The sequence below is a fragment of the Pseudomonas sp. W15Feb34 genome (assembly GCF_023127765.1).
Classification (GTDB): domain Bacteria; phylum Pseudomonadota; class Gammaproteobacteria; order Pseudomonadales; family Pseudomonadaceae; genus Aquipseudomonas; species Aquipseudomonas synxantha_A.
Genome location: NZ_SPKN01000029.1, coordinates 321,487 through 336,576, shown reverse-complemented (window position 1 = coordinate 336,576; position 15,090 = coordinate 321,487). Strand labels below are relative to the sequence as shown.

15 protein-coding genes are annotated in these 15,090 nt (G+C 53.4%); 9 read left to right on the top strand and 6 right to left on the bottom strand.

Features of this window, described 5'->3' with window-relative positions; genetic code table 11:
- Positions 1-4: 4 nt before the first annotated feature.
- On the bottom strand, positions 5-1,033 hold the full coding sequence (locus tag E4O97_RS15250) for a hypothetical protein (RefSeq protein WP_248161631.1): 1,029 nt from the start codon (positions 1,031-1,033) through the stop codon (positions 5-7).
- A 246-nt stretch (positions 1,034-1,279) separates the two neighbouring features.
- Between E4O97_RS15250 and E4O97_RS15245 the strand changes: the two genes are divergently transcribed.
- The 6 genes from E4O97_RS15245 to E4O97_RS15220 all read left to right on the top strand — a co-directional run bounded on the left by E4O97_RS15245 (position 1,280) and on the right by E4O97_RS15220 (position 5,348).
- Entirely contained in the window at positions 1,280-1,609 is a 330-nt protein-coding gene (locus tag E4O97_RS15245) for a hypothetical protein (protein WP_248161630.1), read from the top strand.
- A gap of 92 nt (positions 1,610-1,701) precedes the next feature.
- Positions 1,702-2,670: a DUF932 domain-containing protein gene (locus E4O97_RS15240; RefSeq protein ID WP_248161629.1), complete on the top strand. Its 969-nt coding sequence runs from the start codon at positions 1,702-1,704 to the stop codon at positions 2,668-2,670.
- Between the two features lie 79 nt (positions 2,671-2,749).
- Positions 2,750-3,754, top strand: coding sequence for a lambda-exonuclease family protein (locus E4O97_RS15235; protein ID WP_248161627.1), 1,005 nt, complete (start codon positions 2,750-2,752; stop codon positions 3,752-3,754).
- 72 nt (positions 3,755-3,826) lie between these two features.
- Positions 3,827-4,720 (top strand): hydrolase or metal-binding protein, encoded by an 894-nt coding sequence (locus E4O97_RS15230; RefSeq protein ID WP_248161625.1) that lies wholly within the window; start codon positions 3,827-3,829, stop codon positions 4,718-4,720.
- Between the two features lie 56 nt (positions 4,721-4,776).
- Positions 4,777-4,965: a hypothetical protein gene (locus E4O97_RS15225; protein ID WP_248161624.1), complete on the top strand. Its 189-nt coding sequence runs from the start codon at positions 4,777-4,779 to the stop codon at positions 4,963-4,965.
- 59 nt (positions 4,966-5,024) lie between these two features.
- Positions 5,025-5,348, top strand: coding sequence for a hypothetical protein (locus E4O97_RS15220; RefSeq protein ID WP_248161623.1), 324 nt, complete (start codon positions 5,025-5,027; stop codon positions 5,346-5,348).
- Between the two features lie 9 nt (positions 5,349-5,357).
- Here the strand turns inward: E4O97_RS15220 and E4O97_RS15215 are convergent, their stop codons facing one another.
- Complete coding sequence (locus E4O97_RS15215) at positions 5,358-5,705, bottom strand: helix-turn-helix transcriptional regulator (protein ID WP_032803722.1); 348 nt, start codon at positions 5,703-5,705, stop codon at positions 5,358-5,360.
- A 138-nt stretch (positions 5,706-5,843) separates the two neighbouring features.
- On the opposite strand from E4O97_RS15215, the gene E4O97_RS15210 reads away from it, so the two are divergent.
- From E4O97_RS15210 to E4O97_RS15200, 3 genes are all read left to right on the top strand, one after another.
- Positions 5,844-6,197 carry a hypothetical protein gene (locus E4O97_RS15210; protein ID WP_248161622.1) on the top strand — a complete coding sequence of 118 codons (354 nt, stop codon included), beginning with the start codon at positions 5,844-5,846 and terminating at the stop codon, positions 6,195-6,197.
- A 94-nt stretch (positions 6,198-6,291) separates the two neighbouring features.
- Positions 6,292-6,921: a histidine phosphatase family protein gene (locus E4O97_RS15205; protein WP_248161621.1), complete on the top strand. Its 630-nt coding sequence runs from the start codon at positions 6,292-6,294 to the stop codon at positions 6,919-6,921.
- Between the two features lie 196 nt (positions 6,922-7,117).
- Complete coding sequence (locus tag E4O97_RS15200) at positions 7,118-7,813, top strand: hypothetical protein (RefSeq protein ID WP_248161620.1); 696 nt, start codon at positions 7,118-7,120, stop codon at positions 7,811-7,813.
- Between the two features lie 116 nt (positions 7,814-7,929).
- Here the strand turns inward: E4O97_RS15200 and E4O97_RS15195 are convergent, their stop codons facing one another.
- Genes E4O97_RS15195 through E4O97_RS15180 form a run of 4 tightly spaced genes read right to left on the bottom strand, consistent with a single transcriptional unit; the run spans position 7,930 to position 15,088 of the window.
- On the bottom strand, positions 7,930-10,950 hold the full coding sequence (locus tag E4O97_RS15195) for an HsdR family type I site-specific deoxyribonuclease (RefSeq protein ID WP_248161619.1): 3,021 nt from the start codon (positions 10,948-10,950) through the stop codon (positions 7,930-7,932).
- The gene (locus E4O97_RS15190) at positions 10,916-12,076 is read right to left on the bottom strand and encodes a restriction endonuclease subunit S (RefSeq protein ID WP_248161618.1); all 1,161 of its coding nucleotides are present in this window, start codon (positions 12,074-12,076) and stop codon (positions 10,916-10,918) included. The genes E4O97_RS15195 and E4O97_RS15190 overlap by 35 nt, the downstream gene beginning before the upstream one ends.
- The gene (locus tag E4O97_RS15185) at positions 12,069-13,595 is read right to left on the bottom strand and encodes a class I SAM-dependent DNA methyltransferase (protein WP_248161617.1); all 1,527 of its coding nucleotides are present in this window, start codon (positions 13,593-13,595) and stop codon (positions 12,069-12,071) included. The genes E4O97_RS15190 and E4O97_RS15185 overlap by 8 nt, the downstream gene beginning before the upstream one ends.
- The gene (locus tag E4O97_RS15180; RefSeq protein ID WP_248161616.1) at positions 13,592-15,088 is read right to left on the bottom strand and encodes a class I SAM-dependent DNA methyltransferase; all 1,497 of its coding nucleotides are present in this window, start codon (positions 15,086-15,088) and stop codon (positions 13,592-13,594) included. Before E4O97_RS15180 ends, E4O97_RS15185 begins: the two co-directional genes overlap by 4 nt.
- Between the last annotated feature and the right edge of the window lie 2 nt (positions 15,089-15,090).

Genomic DNA, 15,090 nt, shown 5'->3' with positions numbered 1-15,090 from the left:
TAACCTATCGAATTAGGGCGAGTATCTGATCAAGTCCGCCGGTAATGGCTCGAAGAAGGGATTCTGGATTTACAATTTCCAAATTATTTCTATCAACATCCAAAGGAAACTCGTCTCGAGCAATAGAGTGACTGAGCCAATGAGGAGATTGCTCACCGCTAAGCAAAAAACCATAGTCGTCCCATTCTCGATCATGATCCGCAAGCCAAGAGTTAATAATTTCTTGGACCTGATCACGGTTCATTTCCGCCTTCACCTCGTATTTGAATTTGATTATATCAGGTAAGTTCTGCGGACGGCGCAAGGTCGCGATTTGGTAAGCTTTCTGCCAAAAAGCCAGTTCCTCGGGTCGATTAAGTCTGAGCGTCGTTTTACGGTGTATCTTGCGAATCCTATGAGCCTGTTCCAAGAGAAGATCATATTCACCAGCACGCCTCATAAGCTGCGTACGAAATCTCGGATATACATCTGTCCGTACGGGATGAGCAGAACTCTGACGATATCCTAGCAACTCCACATCGACGCCAGGGTCTGGCTCTGTAAGGACAACGTTTCCAGAATATTGACCGAGATATGACTCCATAAACTCTTGCATAGGTTTCTGCCCGGTAATCAGATGCTGAAAGCGAATACTGGCAAACACTCCGGCATCAGGCATAAACCAAAAGTAGGTCGCGAAACCAGGTATCCCGCCCTCGGGAATATCATTCATCACTACCTCAGTATTGCCCACAGCAGAATTGCCCATAGCTGATGCGACTTTACCTTCTGTAGCCGGAGTTTGGTTCCACATGGTGACCAAACATCCATTCTGATCTGTGGTAATGTCCATTAGGTAAACGGGAAGCAAATCAGAACCGTCTGCTGGCTCGTAGGTTTTTGTCATAGCCAATTGCTTTCCACGACTCCACCCCTGTAGTTCCGCAAGGATTCCAGCTGCTCCGCCAAACTCAGGATTCTCGTTTTCTCCCCAGCGATAAAACCCTGCTTGATTAACTTTGTAGAATGTAATTTTTGCCTGCTCCACGGCCATTTTTACTACTCCTGTAATTTCTTCTGTCGTACCTTATGGATAATGAGAATAGTGGCATAGTGCTGTATGTCTCTACCAGCTGGGCGGGTATGTAAACGTAGGAATTCGTTAAAAATAGCCGGAGTCGCTCCTAGTCATCTTACTCGGCCACATCAAAGCCAACGCCGGTTACCTAACTAGCTGTATCTCAAAGAAATTTCAGCCCTACATAACTGCTATGACATCCCCACCATGGAGCCTCAAACCATGTCATTGCAGTGCCCTCGCTGTAACTCACCCAAAATCGCTTCCTTTCAACAAGCCATGAAAATTGCAGCGGCCATCGGTACGGTCGGCGGTGCAGCACGCGGCGTCAGTGCAGCACTTGCTGGCGGTCAGGCGGGTGCCACCGTCGGCGCAGTTGCAGGCCCGCTCGGCGTCACTCTCGGAGCCGTTTCTGGCGCCATCCTCGGCGGGCTTGTTGGCGGCGCTGGCGGCTGTGCATTAGGCGCTCAACTCGGCGACAAGCTTGACCGCCATGTACTCGCCCACAACCTCTGCCTGATCTGCGGGCATCGCTTCAACCTCCCTGCTTAATCCGTCTTCTACTCCTTTCTTTCTATGACGTCCGGACATTGCCACGCGATGCGTGGCGTTTATGCCGACCTGTACCCCAAGGAACATTAATCATGGCTCATCAAATCGAACAAATGGCTTACGTTGGCGCAACCCCGTGGCACGGCCTCGGCCGTCAACTGACACAGAAACAGCCGATAGACGTCTGGCAGCGTGAAGCCGGTATGGACTGGCAGATTCAGGAAAGTCCGGTTCACTTCAAAGCCGACGCTATCGGCCATCTGGGATCAATTCACTCATTCCCTGAACAAAAGGTGCTGTACCGCTCGGACACCAAAGCACCGCTGTCGGTGGTTTCCAACCGCTATCAAATTGTCCAACCACGTGAGGTCATGGAGTTCTACCGAGACCTGACTGAAGTGTCCGGCTATGAGCTGGAAACCGCTGGAGTGCTCAAAGGCGGTCGTAAATTCTGGGCATTAGCGCGAACGGGACAAAACACCGCATTGAAGGGCAATGATCAGGTCAATGGCTATTTGTTGCTGGCGACCTCTTGCGACGGCACGCTCGCCACCACGGCCACGCCGACCAGCGTTCGCGTGGTCTGCAACAACACATTGACCATCGCCCTGGATGGCACCACACGCGCCATCAAGGTGCCGCACAGCACCCGCTTCGATGCTCGGGTCGTCAAAAAGCAGTTGGGTGTTGCCGTCTCGCAATGGGACGAGTTCATGTATCGCATGCGCGTGTTGGCCGAGCGTAAAGTCCAGTGGCATGAGGCCATGGGGTTCTTCATGAACGTGTTGTGTGACGTAACGCCCCACAGCAAATTACCTGAAGTCCTTCCCAACGAACGTGCCCTACGCAAAGTACAAAGCCTGTACGAAGGACGTGGACGTGGCGCAACGCTTGAATCGTCACAAGGCACTGCCTGGGGCCTGCTCAATGCCGTGACCGAGTACGTCGATCACGAGCGCAGAGCGCGTAGTAACGAGTACCGCATGGACTCCGCATGGTTCGGCCAGGGGGCGCAAATCAAGCAACGGGCATTGGAGGCGGCCCTACAACTCGCGGCCTGAAATGCCTTTTTCCCTTCAACCATAACGCCCGTTCAGCATCCAGCTCAACGGGCGTTTTTATGTCCGCAAGGTATCCCTTATGAAAGCGATTCCTAGAAATGAAAATGCTTACAAGATCCGTCCGGCCCTTCGTTTAATCGGCACCAAGGAGCTACCCCGTGAAGACTGGCTCGCTGTGCGTAAACAAGGCATCGGCAGCTCGGACGCAGGCGCAGCGGTTGGACTGAACCCTTATAAGTCGCAGTTGGAGTTGTGGCTTGAAAAGACGGGACGGGATGCCACGTTACAGAAAATAGACCCTCATGATGAGGAAAGCCCTGCCTACTGGGGCAATGTGCTGGAGCCCATCGTGGCCTGGCACTACAGCAAACGCACCGGTAAGAAGGTGCGACGAATTAACGCCGTGCTACAACACCCTGATCCAGAACTGCCCTGGATGCTCGCCAATATCGACCGCGAAGTGAACGGTGCCGACGATGTACAAATCCTTGAATGCAAGACTGCCGGCATAAACGGAGCACGCCTCTGGAAAGAAGGCGTGCCTGAGTATGTGCAATCGCAGGTCATGCACCAGTTGGCCGTCACCGGCAAGCAGGCGGCTGATGTTGCAGTTCTACTGGGTGGCCAGCATTTAGAAATCTACCGCATCGAACGGGACGAGCAGATGATTGCTCGCCTGATCGAACTGGAACGCAAATTCTGGCATTACGTACAAACCGACACCCCACCACCCGTCGATGGTAGCGCCTCATCTGAAGCGGCGCTGCGTTGCCTTTACCCTCACGACAACGACCAAACCGTGGACTTCAGTGCCCATGCTGGATTGGCCGCTACCTACCTGGAGCTCAAAGCTGTTCGGCAGTCCATTGCGGCAAAAGAAAACCGCGAATCTCAACTGAAACAGATCCTGTTGCAAGCCATGGGCGAAGCCACACGTGCGCAGTTCAGCAATGGCTTCATCAGTTGGAAGCGTTCCAAAGAGAGCACCGTGCTCGATGTCGAGCGCCTGCTGAAGGAGAAGCCCTATCTGCAAGTCCTCTTCAGCAAGCGCAAGGAGGGCAGCCGCCGCTTCCTTATCAACTGATCTTTTCCTCGCTGGCCGTCCCTACGCGATTCGGTTTTCGGGGGTCCATTTTCACTTCCAAGGAGAACCACCATGCTCAAAGGCCTGGTCATTACACCGCCCGTGCTCGGACGTATTTCCATTGGTAAAATCGTCGAGAAAAACGGTAAGCGCCTACCGGAGAAAGACGATCAATTTACCATCACCTCACAGGTGCAAAGCAGGGATGGCTGGTTACTGCACCCACTTAACGATGAACTGCGCCAGGGTAAGGAGGACAAGCTGCGCAGCATTCCAGTACGTCTATTGTTCAACGAGCCGGAGCTGAATTTCCGGGCCGACTACACCCTGTTCGACCGGCAATCCGGACGCCCGCTGTGTGTCGGTAACGGTGAAACCTGCAAACGCATGACCCAGGACGGCATGCACTCGCTGCCCTGCCCTTCGCCGGATGCTTGCCTACTGGCCAAAGGAGGTGCCTGTAAGCCTTATGGCAGACTGAATGTGGTCATTGGTGATGAGGATTCGCTGGGTAGCTTTGTGTTCCGCACCACCGGTTTCAATAGCATTCGCACCCTGTCCGCTCGTCTACATTACTTCCAAGCAATCTCAGGCCGTCGACTGGCCTGCATACCGCTGGAGCTGCGTCTACGCGGCAAGTCCACCCGCCAGAGCCACGGTACGCCGATCTTCTACGTCGACCTCACGGTACGTAGTGGCATGGACATGACCGAAGCACTACAGAAAGCCAGCGAACTTGATACACAGCGCATAGCAGTAGGTTTCGACCAGATGGCTCTGGATGACGCCGCTCGCCGAGGCTTCGGTAATGGCGCCTTCGAAGACAGCGAGGAGGACAGTCACGTCGTAATCGAGGAGTTCTTCGGAAACACGGAGGCCGCTAGCACCAAAATCCAAGGTAAGTCGTTGCCAACGCCCAAATCCCTTGCGGACAAGTTGGAATCTCTCGCCTCACGGGCCAACTAAATCAAACCCACCTGCGCTGAGGACATCGGCGAGGCAAAAGCTCTGGGAGATCCGCCATGCCTGTCCTGCGATTCTTGCTCTGCTTGTTGATCTTCGCTGGCACGCTGGCCGCCGCCGGAGTGCTGGTGCTGAGCACTTTACTCGTTCTCTTATTCCCGCCGCTGTTGCTGGCGGTGGTCCTGGCCTGCGGGATCCTGGGCCGCTTGCTCAGACGGCTATCGCCTGGACCGATCAATCCTACCTGAAATACTCAAAATCACCTTCAGCGGCCGTGCACACGGCCACTTTCCCAGGAGAATAAATCATGCTCCGACACTGCTTAATCTGCGACTCCAAAGCCATCCTGACAAAGGAAGTAGCCAAGGGTATCGCACTGCTGGTCAGTCTGGCTGACAGCGCACTGCAAGGCGCACAGAAAGCGAATGAAAATGCCCAAGCTCCAGAGAGCCATCCGATCTTCAGGGGGCTCGCCGCCATATATCCTGCCTATCCACCGGCACTGCAGGTAGCCGATGATGTTGCCATATATCACTTCTCAGGATTCAACTGCTTGTGTCTGCGCTGCGGTGCACTGTTCGACGACATGGAGACACAAGAGACCTCAGAAACCACAAATCAACTCTCATGACGGGGTCAATCAGCCTCGATCAAGTCTGGTGACAAGACGCTCCACCATATCCAGGACAAAGTCGCGGTCATGCGCCCCAAGTCTGGAGAGCAAACCATAAAGCCTGCGCGCCTGGTCCTCTGGGCGAGAACTCCCTTCAGTCAGCAAGTCAGCGGTTTCACAACCAAAAACTGCCGCCAACTCAACCAAGCGTTCGATGTTAGGCATCACGATTCCGCGCTCGATACGGGATACAGCCTCGCTTCCAATTCCAAGCTTTTCCGCAACCTGCTCCTGGTTCAGTTTGCAACGAACGCGCTGGCGGGCAATCGCCTGCCCAACGAGTTCTGCCAGCTGCTTCGATTTGGTTTTTGACATGCCACCCTCCAGTCCAACCTGGATGGTTGACCATCAACCCGTTGACATGAAGGACCTTACAAGCCGAAACTCACCCTTAAAGGTTGATATCCGACCCATCCTTTAACTACCACCTCTTGCAAGGAGCCCAGAAAAACCATGAATGTCATAACAGGCCTGAACGAATCGCAGATTGAAGACCTCGTGAGAAGCAAAACGTCCTTCGAGATCCATGGCCTCAGAGGTAAATTCATGCCAGGTATCAAACTTGTCGAAACCAAGATTGAAAGCCAGGGACTGAAGTGTCGAATCAAAAGCGACGTGAAAGGCGCTATCGCTCAAGGCGGTATATTGGGCGCTGTAATCGGAGCTGCATCTCTGCCTGTTGGGGTCGTCTTAGCCGCTGCGGCTACCGTCGCCAGTACTGGCCATACTCTAGCCACCTACAACCCCGACTACGAAATTATAAAAGACTACGTCAATAAAAAACTGAAAGTCATCTACAAAAAATAACAACCAACACAGTCAGTCTGCGCTCGCGCTCACGCTTAAAAAGCCTATGAACACAGACTGCAACCAATAAGTATTAAAATACTGGACGTTCCAAATGGCAAATATTAGCCTATCAAGAACAATACTAAGCGCTGGCTTTATAAGCGTAATATTTTTTGCTTATGAGGCTTTCACAAGAAACACCGTAGAAAATTTAGACTCATATAAAAAACTAATCGACTCTGGACTTTCTGAACACTCGAAAAGTGGGAACATTATTTTATTAATAAGGCACGAGGAGCGCTGTGATCGCTCAAACAACCCCTGCTTAGGCCCAGAGGAAGGAATCACAGTTCTAGGAGGCCAGAGAGCAAAAGAAACAGGCATTCATTTAAAAGCACACTTTGATTTTGACGATGCTGATATTTTCACCAGCCCAATGACTAGAACAGTTCAAACATCCGACTTCATGCTAGGCAAAGCGAGCCTGCTATCCGATAGAGAGGCCATTTGCGGAAACGACATCGTGGATAAGCTACTCGAACACAAGAATTCCGGCAGAAATCTTATAGTGATGACCCACAACACCTGCATGAAAGATTTAATAAGATCCAGCGGACACAGGCATTCATGGAGCCCCGAATACGGAAGCCTCCTATTTGCAAAAACAACAAGCAAAAATGAAATACAGATTGTCGGCACGTTAAATGCTGACGACATCCCTAAACACCCATCGCCGATTTAACACCAAAAGCCATTCACAAAGAACTTACAAAAGAATCCAACCGTTTCCTTCCTCCCACCCTGAGTTTAAGACAGTGAATATAAAATCAGTTGCACTCAAAGCAGCAGGCTGCTTGGCGCTTGCACTTTCATTGAATGCACAAGCCGAAGTTGACTACGGGTACATGTATCCACCCATGCTACCAAATGAACAAAATATGAACGATTTACCTTACGCCATTCCGTGCGCGGAGGCCAAAAACCAGTACGGGGCAAAATTCTACCGTTGCACTTGGTACACGCTGCCTAGGAACATTACGCAGTGGAATGCACAACAGCAGCGCAACGTGACCTTCAGCAACCACGTCAGCGGAAAATGCGTGCGAGGCACTTGCCGTGCATCCAATGGGTCAGGTATCTATGGAATGTACGGCCAGGACCTCAGCTTTAGTCTGTCCATTTACTACTACATCTATGAAAGTGAGGATGGTTATCCGATTGCCTATCGCATGGATGGTGGGCCAAACAAGAAGGGGAAAGGGGTTACTTACTCTCAAGCCCGTACGACGCTTCAGGACTTCTTGCTTGATCACGGCATCAGCAAAACGAGCGCAAAAGACGCTATTGCCGCCTACTCACTGGATGCGCACGCAACGAATGATTCGTCAGTGAATGACGAACCACAGACCGAAAAGACACTCATGACAAAACCAACAAAAACCATCGACGTAAAGGAAGCCTGGTGCAACCCGCGCGCAGACGATGAATGCACCATCAATGGCAAAAAAGTGCCCAAGGCGGAGCTAAAGCAATACCTGCCAGCTGTCTACGAACTAGAAGTGCTCAATGCAGGAGGATACTGCGAGTATCCAATTTGCTATGATAAAAATGATAAGCCTGTCGGAATAAACTAAAATAAAGGCACGGATTTTCCCGTGCCTTTATTTTTTTGCAAGTATTACACACTTAGAAACCGCGTTATAAATTCACCTGCATGCAATGCTTTTATCAGTAACACCCCATACTCCTTTTAGTAATACTGCCTAATGTAGCTATAGGCTTTTTCGAATAAATCCTCATCTGCGTGCAGCTTGTATTTGAAGAGGGCTTTTCGCAGTGCCTTCTTCACCTCGCGCTCACCGGATTGTGTTCCTTGCCATCCGGGGAAGCGCACTAGACGCACGATCTCGTCAATGTCAGCCACTATTCGTTCAACCATAATTGGCGTCTGGGCTGTCTTAATCTCATTGAACAGTTCGGTCAGCGCTGCCTTGCCACGATCCTCATCTTCCTCGGGCGGTATATCCTTCTCGGCTTGGCACGTTTCTTTAGCGATCTCTAGCAAGGCTTTCAAAAACTCCACGCTGTTGATCTGCCCGGTCTCGAAGCGATCTTTCAAGGCATCAAGTCGCTCAGATAATTGCTTGAATTTGGGGCTCCCACTGTGCCCACGAAGACGGCGCTTAAGTTTTATCTCAATTTCCTTCGCCTTCTTCGGGTCAGGGTTTGAGAGAACTGCCTCTAGCAAATCGGCGTCCAGCACTAGGGTGTCGAGGTCATCGCGCACCGCATCCACATGTACGTTCTGGTGAATCAGCTCGATAGTCTTGGCTCCTAGTGAGTGCCAGATCAGCTTGCCGTGACCGCTGGAAGGCTGCACGGACTGATACACCTGTGAAAGCCACTTGTAGTCTTTTTCGAAAGAGCCCAGAACCGTATCGGGCGACAGCGCCTCCCAAATCTTGTTGAGTACGCTGTATTCGGCGGCAAAGTTGTCCCTCACCTCGTTGTTCGGCAAACACTCCTGCGCAGCCATCAGGCCTTCATAGCCTTGCTGGTCACGATCGATACCGGGGAAGAAGGCCAGGCATTTCTGAAAGGCTTCGGGCAGTTTGTCCTTCAGCTCTTGGATGTTGCTAACAACCTGTTTGACGCTCTGATCATCGAACTCCAGCGCAGAGGCCACATCGTCGAAGATACCCAGGTAATCAACAATCAGGCCATGAGTCTTCTGCTCGGAGTAAGTCCGGTTCACCCTGCAGATCGCTTGCAACAATGTGTGGTCACGCAACGGCTTGTCCAGATACATCACCTGCAAGATCGGCGCATCGAAACCGGTCAGTAGCTTGGCGGTGACGATGATCAGCTTCAGCGGGTCGGCCGGGTCGCGGAAACGGTCAAGCAGCCGTTCCTCTTCATCGCGCGAGCGGTCGTAAGCAGCGTACTCCGGGTGCGCCTTCTTGTCGGCGGCCTGCACCGACATAACGATGTCGGTGGCCTCCGGTGGCAGCAGCTTATCCAACTCCGCCTTGAACAGCAGGCACGACTCCCGATCGAAGGTGACGATCTGGCCCTTGAAGCCATTGGGCTCTACCTTGCCCTGATAGTGCTGAACAATGTCCTCACATACCTTACGGATACGCTCGGGGGTCTTCACCAGCACCGCCATCTTAGCGGCGGTCTTGGCGAGGTTATCCTTGTCCAAGTCCGACAAACCGCCGGTCAAATCTTTGTAGGCGACGTCTAGAGCGGCCTTGTCGATATGCAGGTCGATCAGGCGCGGCTCGAAGTGCAGTTTCAGTGTAGCGCCGTCGCGGATCGATTCTTCGAAACCGTAGCGGCTCATGTATCCCTTCTCGTCTTCGTCGGCACCAAAGGCATAGAAGGTGTTGCGGTCAGCGCGGTTGATCGGTGTGCCGGTCAGGCCGAACAAAAACGCATTGGGTAGGGCCTCCCGCATCTTGCGACCCAGCTCGCCTTCTTGCGTACGGTGGGCTTCGTCAACCAGCGCAATGATGTTGCTGCGATTGTTCAGGCTGCCTGTGGCCTCGCCGAACTTGAAGATCGTGGTGATAATGATCTTGCGCACATCCTGCGCCAGCAGTTGCTGCAGCTTCTCGCGCGTGTCGGCCTTTTCCAGATTGGGAATGTCCGCCCCGGTGAAGGTGCCGGTGATCTGGCTGTCGAGGTCGATTCGGTCCACCACGATCAACACTGTGGGGTTCTTCAACCCGGCGTGCATCCGCAGCTTTTGCGCGGCAAACACCATCAGTAGCGACTTGCCCGACCCCTGGAAATGCCAGATCAAACCTTTCTTGGGGTAGCCTGCCAGCACGCGCTCGACAATCTTGTTAGCTGCCTCGTACTGCTGATAGCGGCAGATGACCTTCATGCGTCGCTTCTTCCTGTCTGTGGCGAACAGGGTGAAACTTCCGAGGATATCCAACACTACATGGGGCTGCAGCATGCTCTCTGCCGACAGCTTGAGGGACTTCAGCGGGTGGTGCTGCGCATCGCCCCCGTCGAGATGCCACGGTCCCCAATCCTTTACCGGCAGGCCAATCGATCCGAAGTGGTAGGCCTTGCCCTCGGTGGCTACCGAAAACACGTTGCAGACGAATAGCTCAGGCACGAACTTCTCGTAGTCATCATGCACCTGCACTGCGCCATCGACCCAGCTTATGCATTTCTTGACCGGCGTCTTGGCCTCGATCAGCACCAGCGGCAAACCATTGACCAGCAGCACCAGATCGGCACGCCGCTCAGTGGGGCCGGCACGATAGGTGTACTGCTGCGTGACGACGTACCGGTTCTGCGCAAAGTCATCCAGGTCGATCAACCGCACCGGCACATGCTCGTTGTTCTGGCCGAAAGGCATGGAGCGCTCTCCGCGCATCCAGGCAGTCATTTCCTCGTTGGCGCGAATTAGACCATCTGATCGCACCGATAGCACGATAGCGCGCAGCTTGTAGAGCACTTCGTCGGCGCGGTCGGGCTGCGCAGCAATCTCAGGGTTCAGGCGGATCAGCGCATACCGCAGCCAGGGCTCGACCAGCACTTCCTGGATCTGGCGTGGTACTTCAGCAGGTGCAGCGTAACACCAGCCGAGACCGTTGACGCTGGGCCCATAGCTGGCGATTGCCTCCTGGACGATATTGGTCTGGCTGGACTTGCTCGGTCCAGCGAGCAGGTCGCGGACGTAGGCTTCAACAGTGTTGGACTCAGTAAACGCCATCTCAGCCCCCAAAACTCGAAGCTCGAATATCAGCAAACAAACGCCTTGAGTTCTTTGTTCGCTCTCTAAGCAAAACTACTGCGTTCGCCACCTCGGTTGCGCGCTGATTATAGGCCAACTGCACTTCAGCCGATGGTATTCGCAACCTAATGTTTCTCAGTGAAGCCAGGGTGACTTCCTTGAAGGTTGACCCCTTAGACGCACGTTCAATCTGCCTACGAACAAGGGTAGATCGAAGGGCCCAATAAACGAACGTACGGGTGGTTTCGTCGGCGATTGAAATACGTGCAGTGCCTTGCGTGAGATTGGCGCCATGAAGTTCTGCTGGGACGATCCGACAAAGCCCGACATCGCCCCGTAGAGCAAAAACGATATCTCCTGTGGACACTGCTGATCTCTTGTATTTCTCTGCTATTTCTGTAGAAGTGCGAAGCATTCCATCAGAACAGAGCTGCTCGCCAGCGGTCATATCACTCACTCGGATATACGGGACACCGCCAGTTATATTCGGTCCTGCCTGGACAATCCCATATGTAATTGGAAGATCACATAGATCGAGCAGGCTAGTTTCTATTGCAGCGTCATCATTGACCGCCTCATCAACTATTGCTTGTAGCAATACGCTGGCTGCCAATTCTGCATCTTCAAAGGCGTTGCACGAATCGGTTGCCGCGGACAGAACCTTTATCGCAGAAATCTGCTCTTCCGGAGGCGGCAACGCAAACTCCTGAACAGCCATTGTCTTCCAATTAATCGTTGGAGACAGAGAGCCAACGGAAATTTCCACGGCTCGGTTCATAAACAGATCACTTTGCATGAAAAACGGCAGGAACTCGGGCAACACCACGTCCGGCTTGGCCCGTAGCACCATCGCATGTGCCGAGCAAATCCCATCGAACTCAGCAACACCAAGCTTGCGCTGGTAAGCCCGGCGGCGACCGAAAATGATGTCGCCCTTTTTGAACATTAGTTTTGTGGCTTCCACGTCAGCTGGCTTGCCCCAGCGGCGGATCTTCAGCGAGTCGGTATCGAGGTGCTCAAGGCCTACGTAGTGCTCCATACCGGATTCGGACGGGTTGTCGATGCGGACATTAACGTTCGTCACCATCTGATCGAAGCGCCAGACTGCCCAACCGCGCTTGAGATTTTTATTGTTAGACATGCTCGATATCCTCCGCGATTAGTTCGTCCAGCGTTTCCACCAGTGCGTCCATCTGTTGAAGGAAGGCGCGGCCGTCGTTTTGCCATTGATCCCAAGCAGAGCGCAGCGTTACCGCATCGCCATTGCTGTCTGTTGCGACTGTTGCGGCAATACGCTTCACGTAAAGCGGGATCGATAGGTTGCCCGCATTGGCCCCGATCTCCGCCAAGGTGGCGACCTTGGCGAAACCTGGCACATCTGCAAAGGTCTTGTAAGCCGTCAAGATACGCAGCTGGTGTTCGGGTTTCAGGAAGCTCTGCGCGCGTTCCCGGGTGACCTCGCTCACCGCATCGATGAAGATCACCTTGCCTTTTCGCGGTGCAGCTTTCTTGCGGTTGCAGATAACGATGCATGACTCCATCGGGGAGTTGTAGAACAGGTTGGGGCCCAAGCCAATTATGGCCTCAACCCAGTCCTGCTCGATCATCTTGGCGCGCATAGCCTGTTCTTCGTTGCGGAACAAAACTCCATGCGGCCAGAGCACCGCACTACGCCCCCTGGCCGAGAGGCTGGTCAGGATATGCTGCTGGAAGGCATAGTCGGCGCGACCCTGCGGCGGAGTGCCGAGGGAATTGCGACCCCACTTGTCACTGCTCCACGCCTCGCGGCTCCACTGTTTGATGGAGTACGGTGGGTTGGCCAGGATCACGTCGAACTGGCGAAGGCGGTCACCCTCGATGTGCTTAGGATCGGACAGGGTGTCACCCCGGATGATTTCGAAGTCTTCCACGCCATGCAGGAACAAATTCATGCGGGCGATGCTTGACGTAATGAGGTTACGCTCCTGCCCATAGAGCTTGAGCGTGCGGTATTCGCCGCCTGAGCGTTTCACCTCGTCCAGCGCCGAAATCAACATGCCGCCAGTGCCGCAGGTGGGGTCATAGATCGACTCGCCCGCCAGCGGTTCCATGAGTTGCGTCATCAGGTGGACGACAGTGCGGTTGGTATAGAACTCGGCGGCCGTATGGCCCGAGTCATCGGCGAACTTCTTGATCAGATACTCGTAGGCATTACCGAGCTCGTCCTCGGGCACGTTGGCGACCGAAAGCGTCTGGCTCGAAAAGTGCTCGATGAGGTTTTTAAGCGTTTCGTCGGGTAACCGCTCGCGGTTAGTCCACGACGCATCGCCGAAGATGGCATCGAGCAGATTCGGGTTGGCTGATTCAATAGTGCGCATGGCCCTTTGAATCGCAGCCCCCACATTCGTCGCAGTCTGTCTTACATCCTTCCAATGGGCTCCATCAGGAATCTGAAACCTGTGGTTTTCAGCAAACTGGGCGTAAGAGAGGTCGCCGGCGGAGTTGGCTAGCGCCGCCTGGTACTCCTCCTCCCATACATCGGCTACACGTTTGTAAAAAAGCAGTGGGAAGATGAACTGCTTGTAATCGCCCGCGTCGATAAGGCCACGCAGTAGCACAGCTGCGCCCCACAGATAGCTTTCAAGTTCTTGTTGGGTGATGCGTTTGCTTGTGTGACTCATTTCAGCCAGTCCCCTTCTGTCATAAGCTTCGTGAGCCGCTCTTCGGCCTCGCGACAGCGGGTGAGCGTGTCCTTGAATGCCGCGATGGCGTCAGGCAATGGCGGGATGTCATCTTGCAGGGGCGGCAGGACATAGCGCGAAATGTTCAGCGTCCAGTCTTCCGCTTTTATTTCATCAACGGTGACGACCCTTGCTGCATTCTGCACATTGGTAAAGTTTTGGTACCAAGCCAAGATTTCGCTAGCATGTTCCGGCTCAAGGAAGTTTTGCGCACGTCCCCGCTTGAATAGGCGCGATGCGTCGACGATTAACACTTTATTTTGGTGTTCAACTGGCTTGCGTTTGCGTAGGACTAGGATGCTCGCGGCAAGACCTGTGCCGTAGAACAGATTGGGGGCAAGACCGATAACAGCTTCAACCAAGTCCATCTCTAACAGCTTCTGGCGGATGCTACCTTCTGCGCCTTTGCGAAATAGGGTCCCCTGGGGTAGCACCACAGCCATTCGCCCCGTTGCATCAGCCATGGATTTGACCATGTGTTGCACCCAGGCGAAGTCGCCAGAACTGGATGGTGGTAGACCAGCGAAATTGCGGCCGAAAGGATCATTGATCCACTGTTCCTCCCCCCATTTTTCAAGCGAGAAAGGGGGGTTCGCGATCACGCAGTCGAAATTCGCCAGACGATCGCCTTCAAAGAACGCAGGGTTACGCAGCGTGTCGCCACGCACTACCTGAAAGTCTTCAATACCGTGCAGGAACAAGTTCATGCGAGCGATGGCAGAGGTCGTAAGGTTTTTTTCCTGGCCAAAGAGCTTGCCCCAAAGACGTTTTACGTCGCCATGCTTTTCCTTAACGTGCTGGACGGCTGCGAGCAACATACCTCCCGTCCCACAGGCTGGGTCATAGATGGTGTCGGCCTCTTTCGGATCAAGCATGTCGATCATCAACCGCACTACGCTACGCGGGGTATAGAACTCACCGGCTTTCTTGTTGGTGGCGTCGGCAAATTTCTTGATCAGGTATTCGTAGGCATCGCCCAGAAGATCTGAGCTTACATTTTTATTGCCTAGTGGAAGCTTCGAGAAGTGCTCGATCAAATCTTTGAGTAATGGGTCTGACAGACGATCCTTGTTTGACCACTGCGCATCGCCGAACACCCCATAGAGACTTTCTGGGTTTGCTTTTTCGATCTGGCGCATCGCCCATTGAAGCGCTGCGCCTACGTTGATCGACTTCTCGCGAACGTCCGCCCAGTGACAGTAATCAGGAATTTGGAATCGATGCGATTCGGGGAAAAGTGCCAGCTCGGAGTTGCCGCCATCTTCAACGACTTCGCGACTCTCATCATCCCATACGTCGCAAATGCGCTTGAAGAACAGCAGCGGGAAAATGTAAGTCTTGAAATCAGCCGCATCTACCGGGCCGCGCAAAATGTTGGCGGACTCCCAGAGATGGCTTTCGAGCTGACTAAGTGTGATTTGTTGGTCGCTCAAAC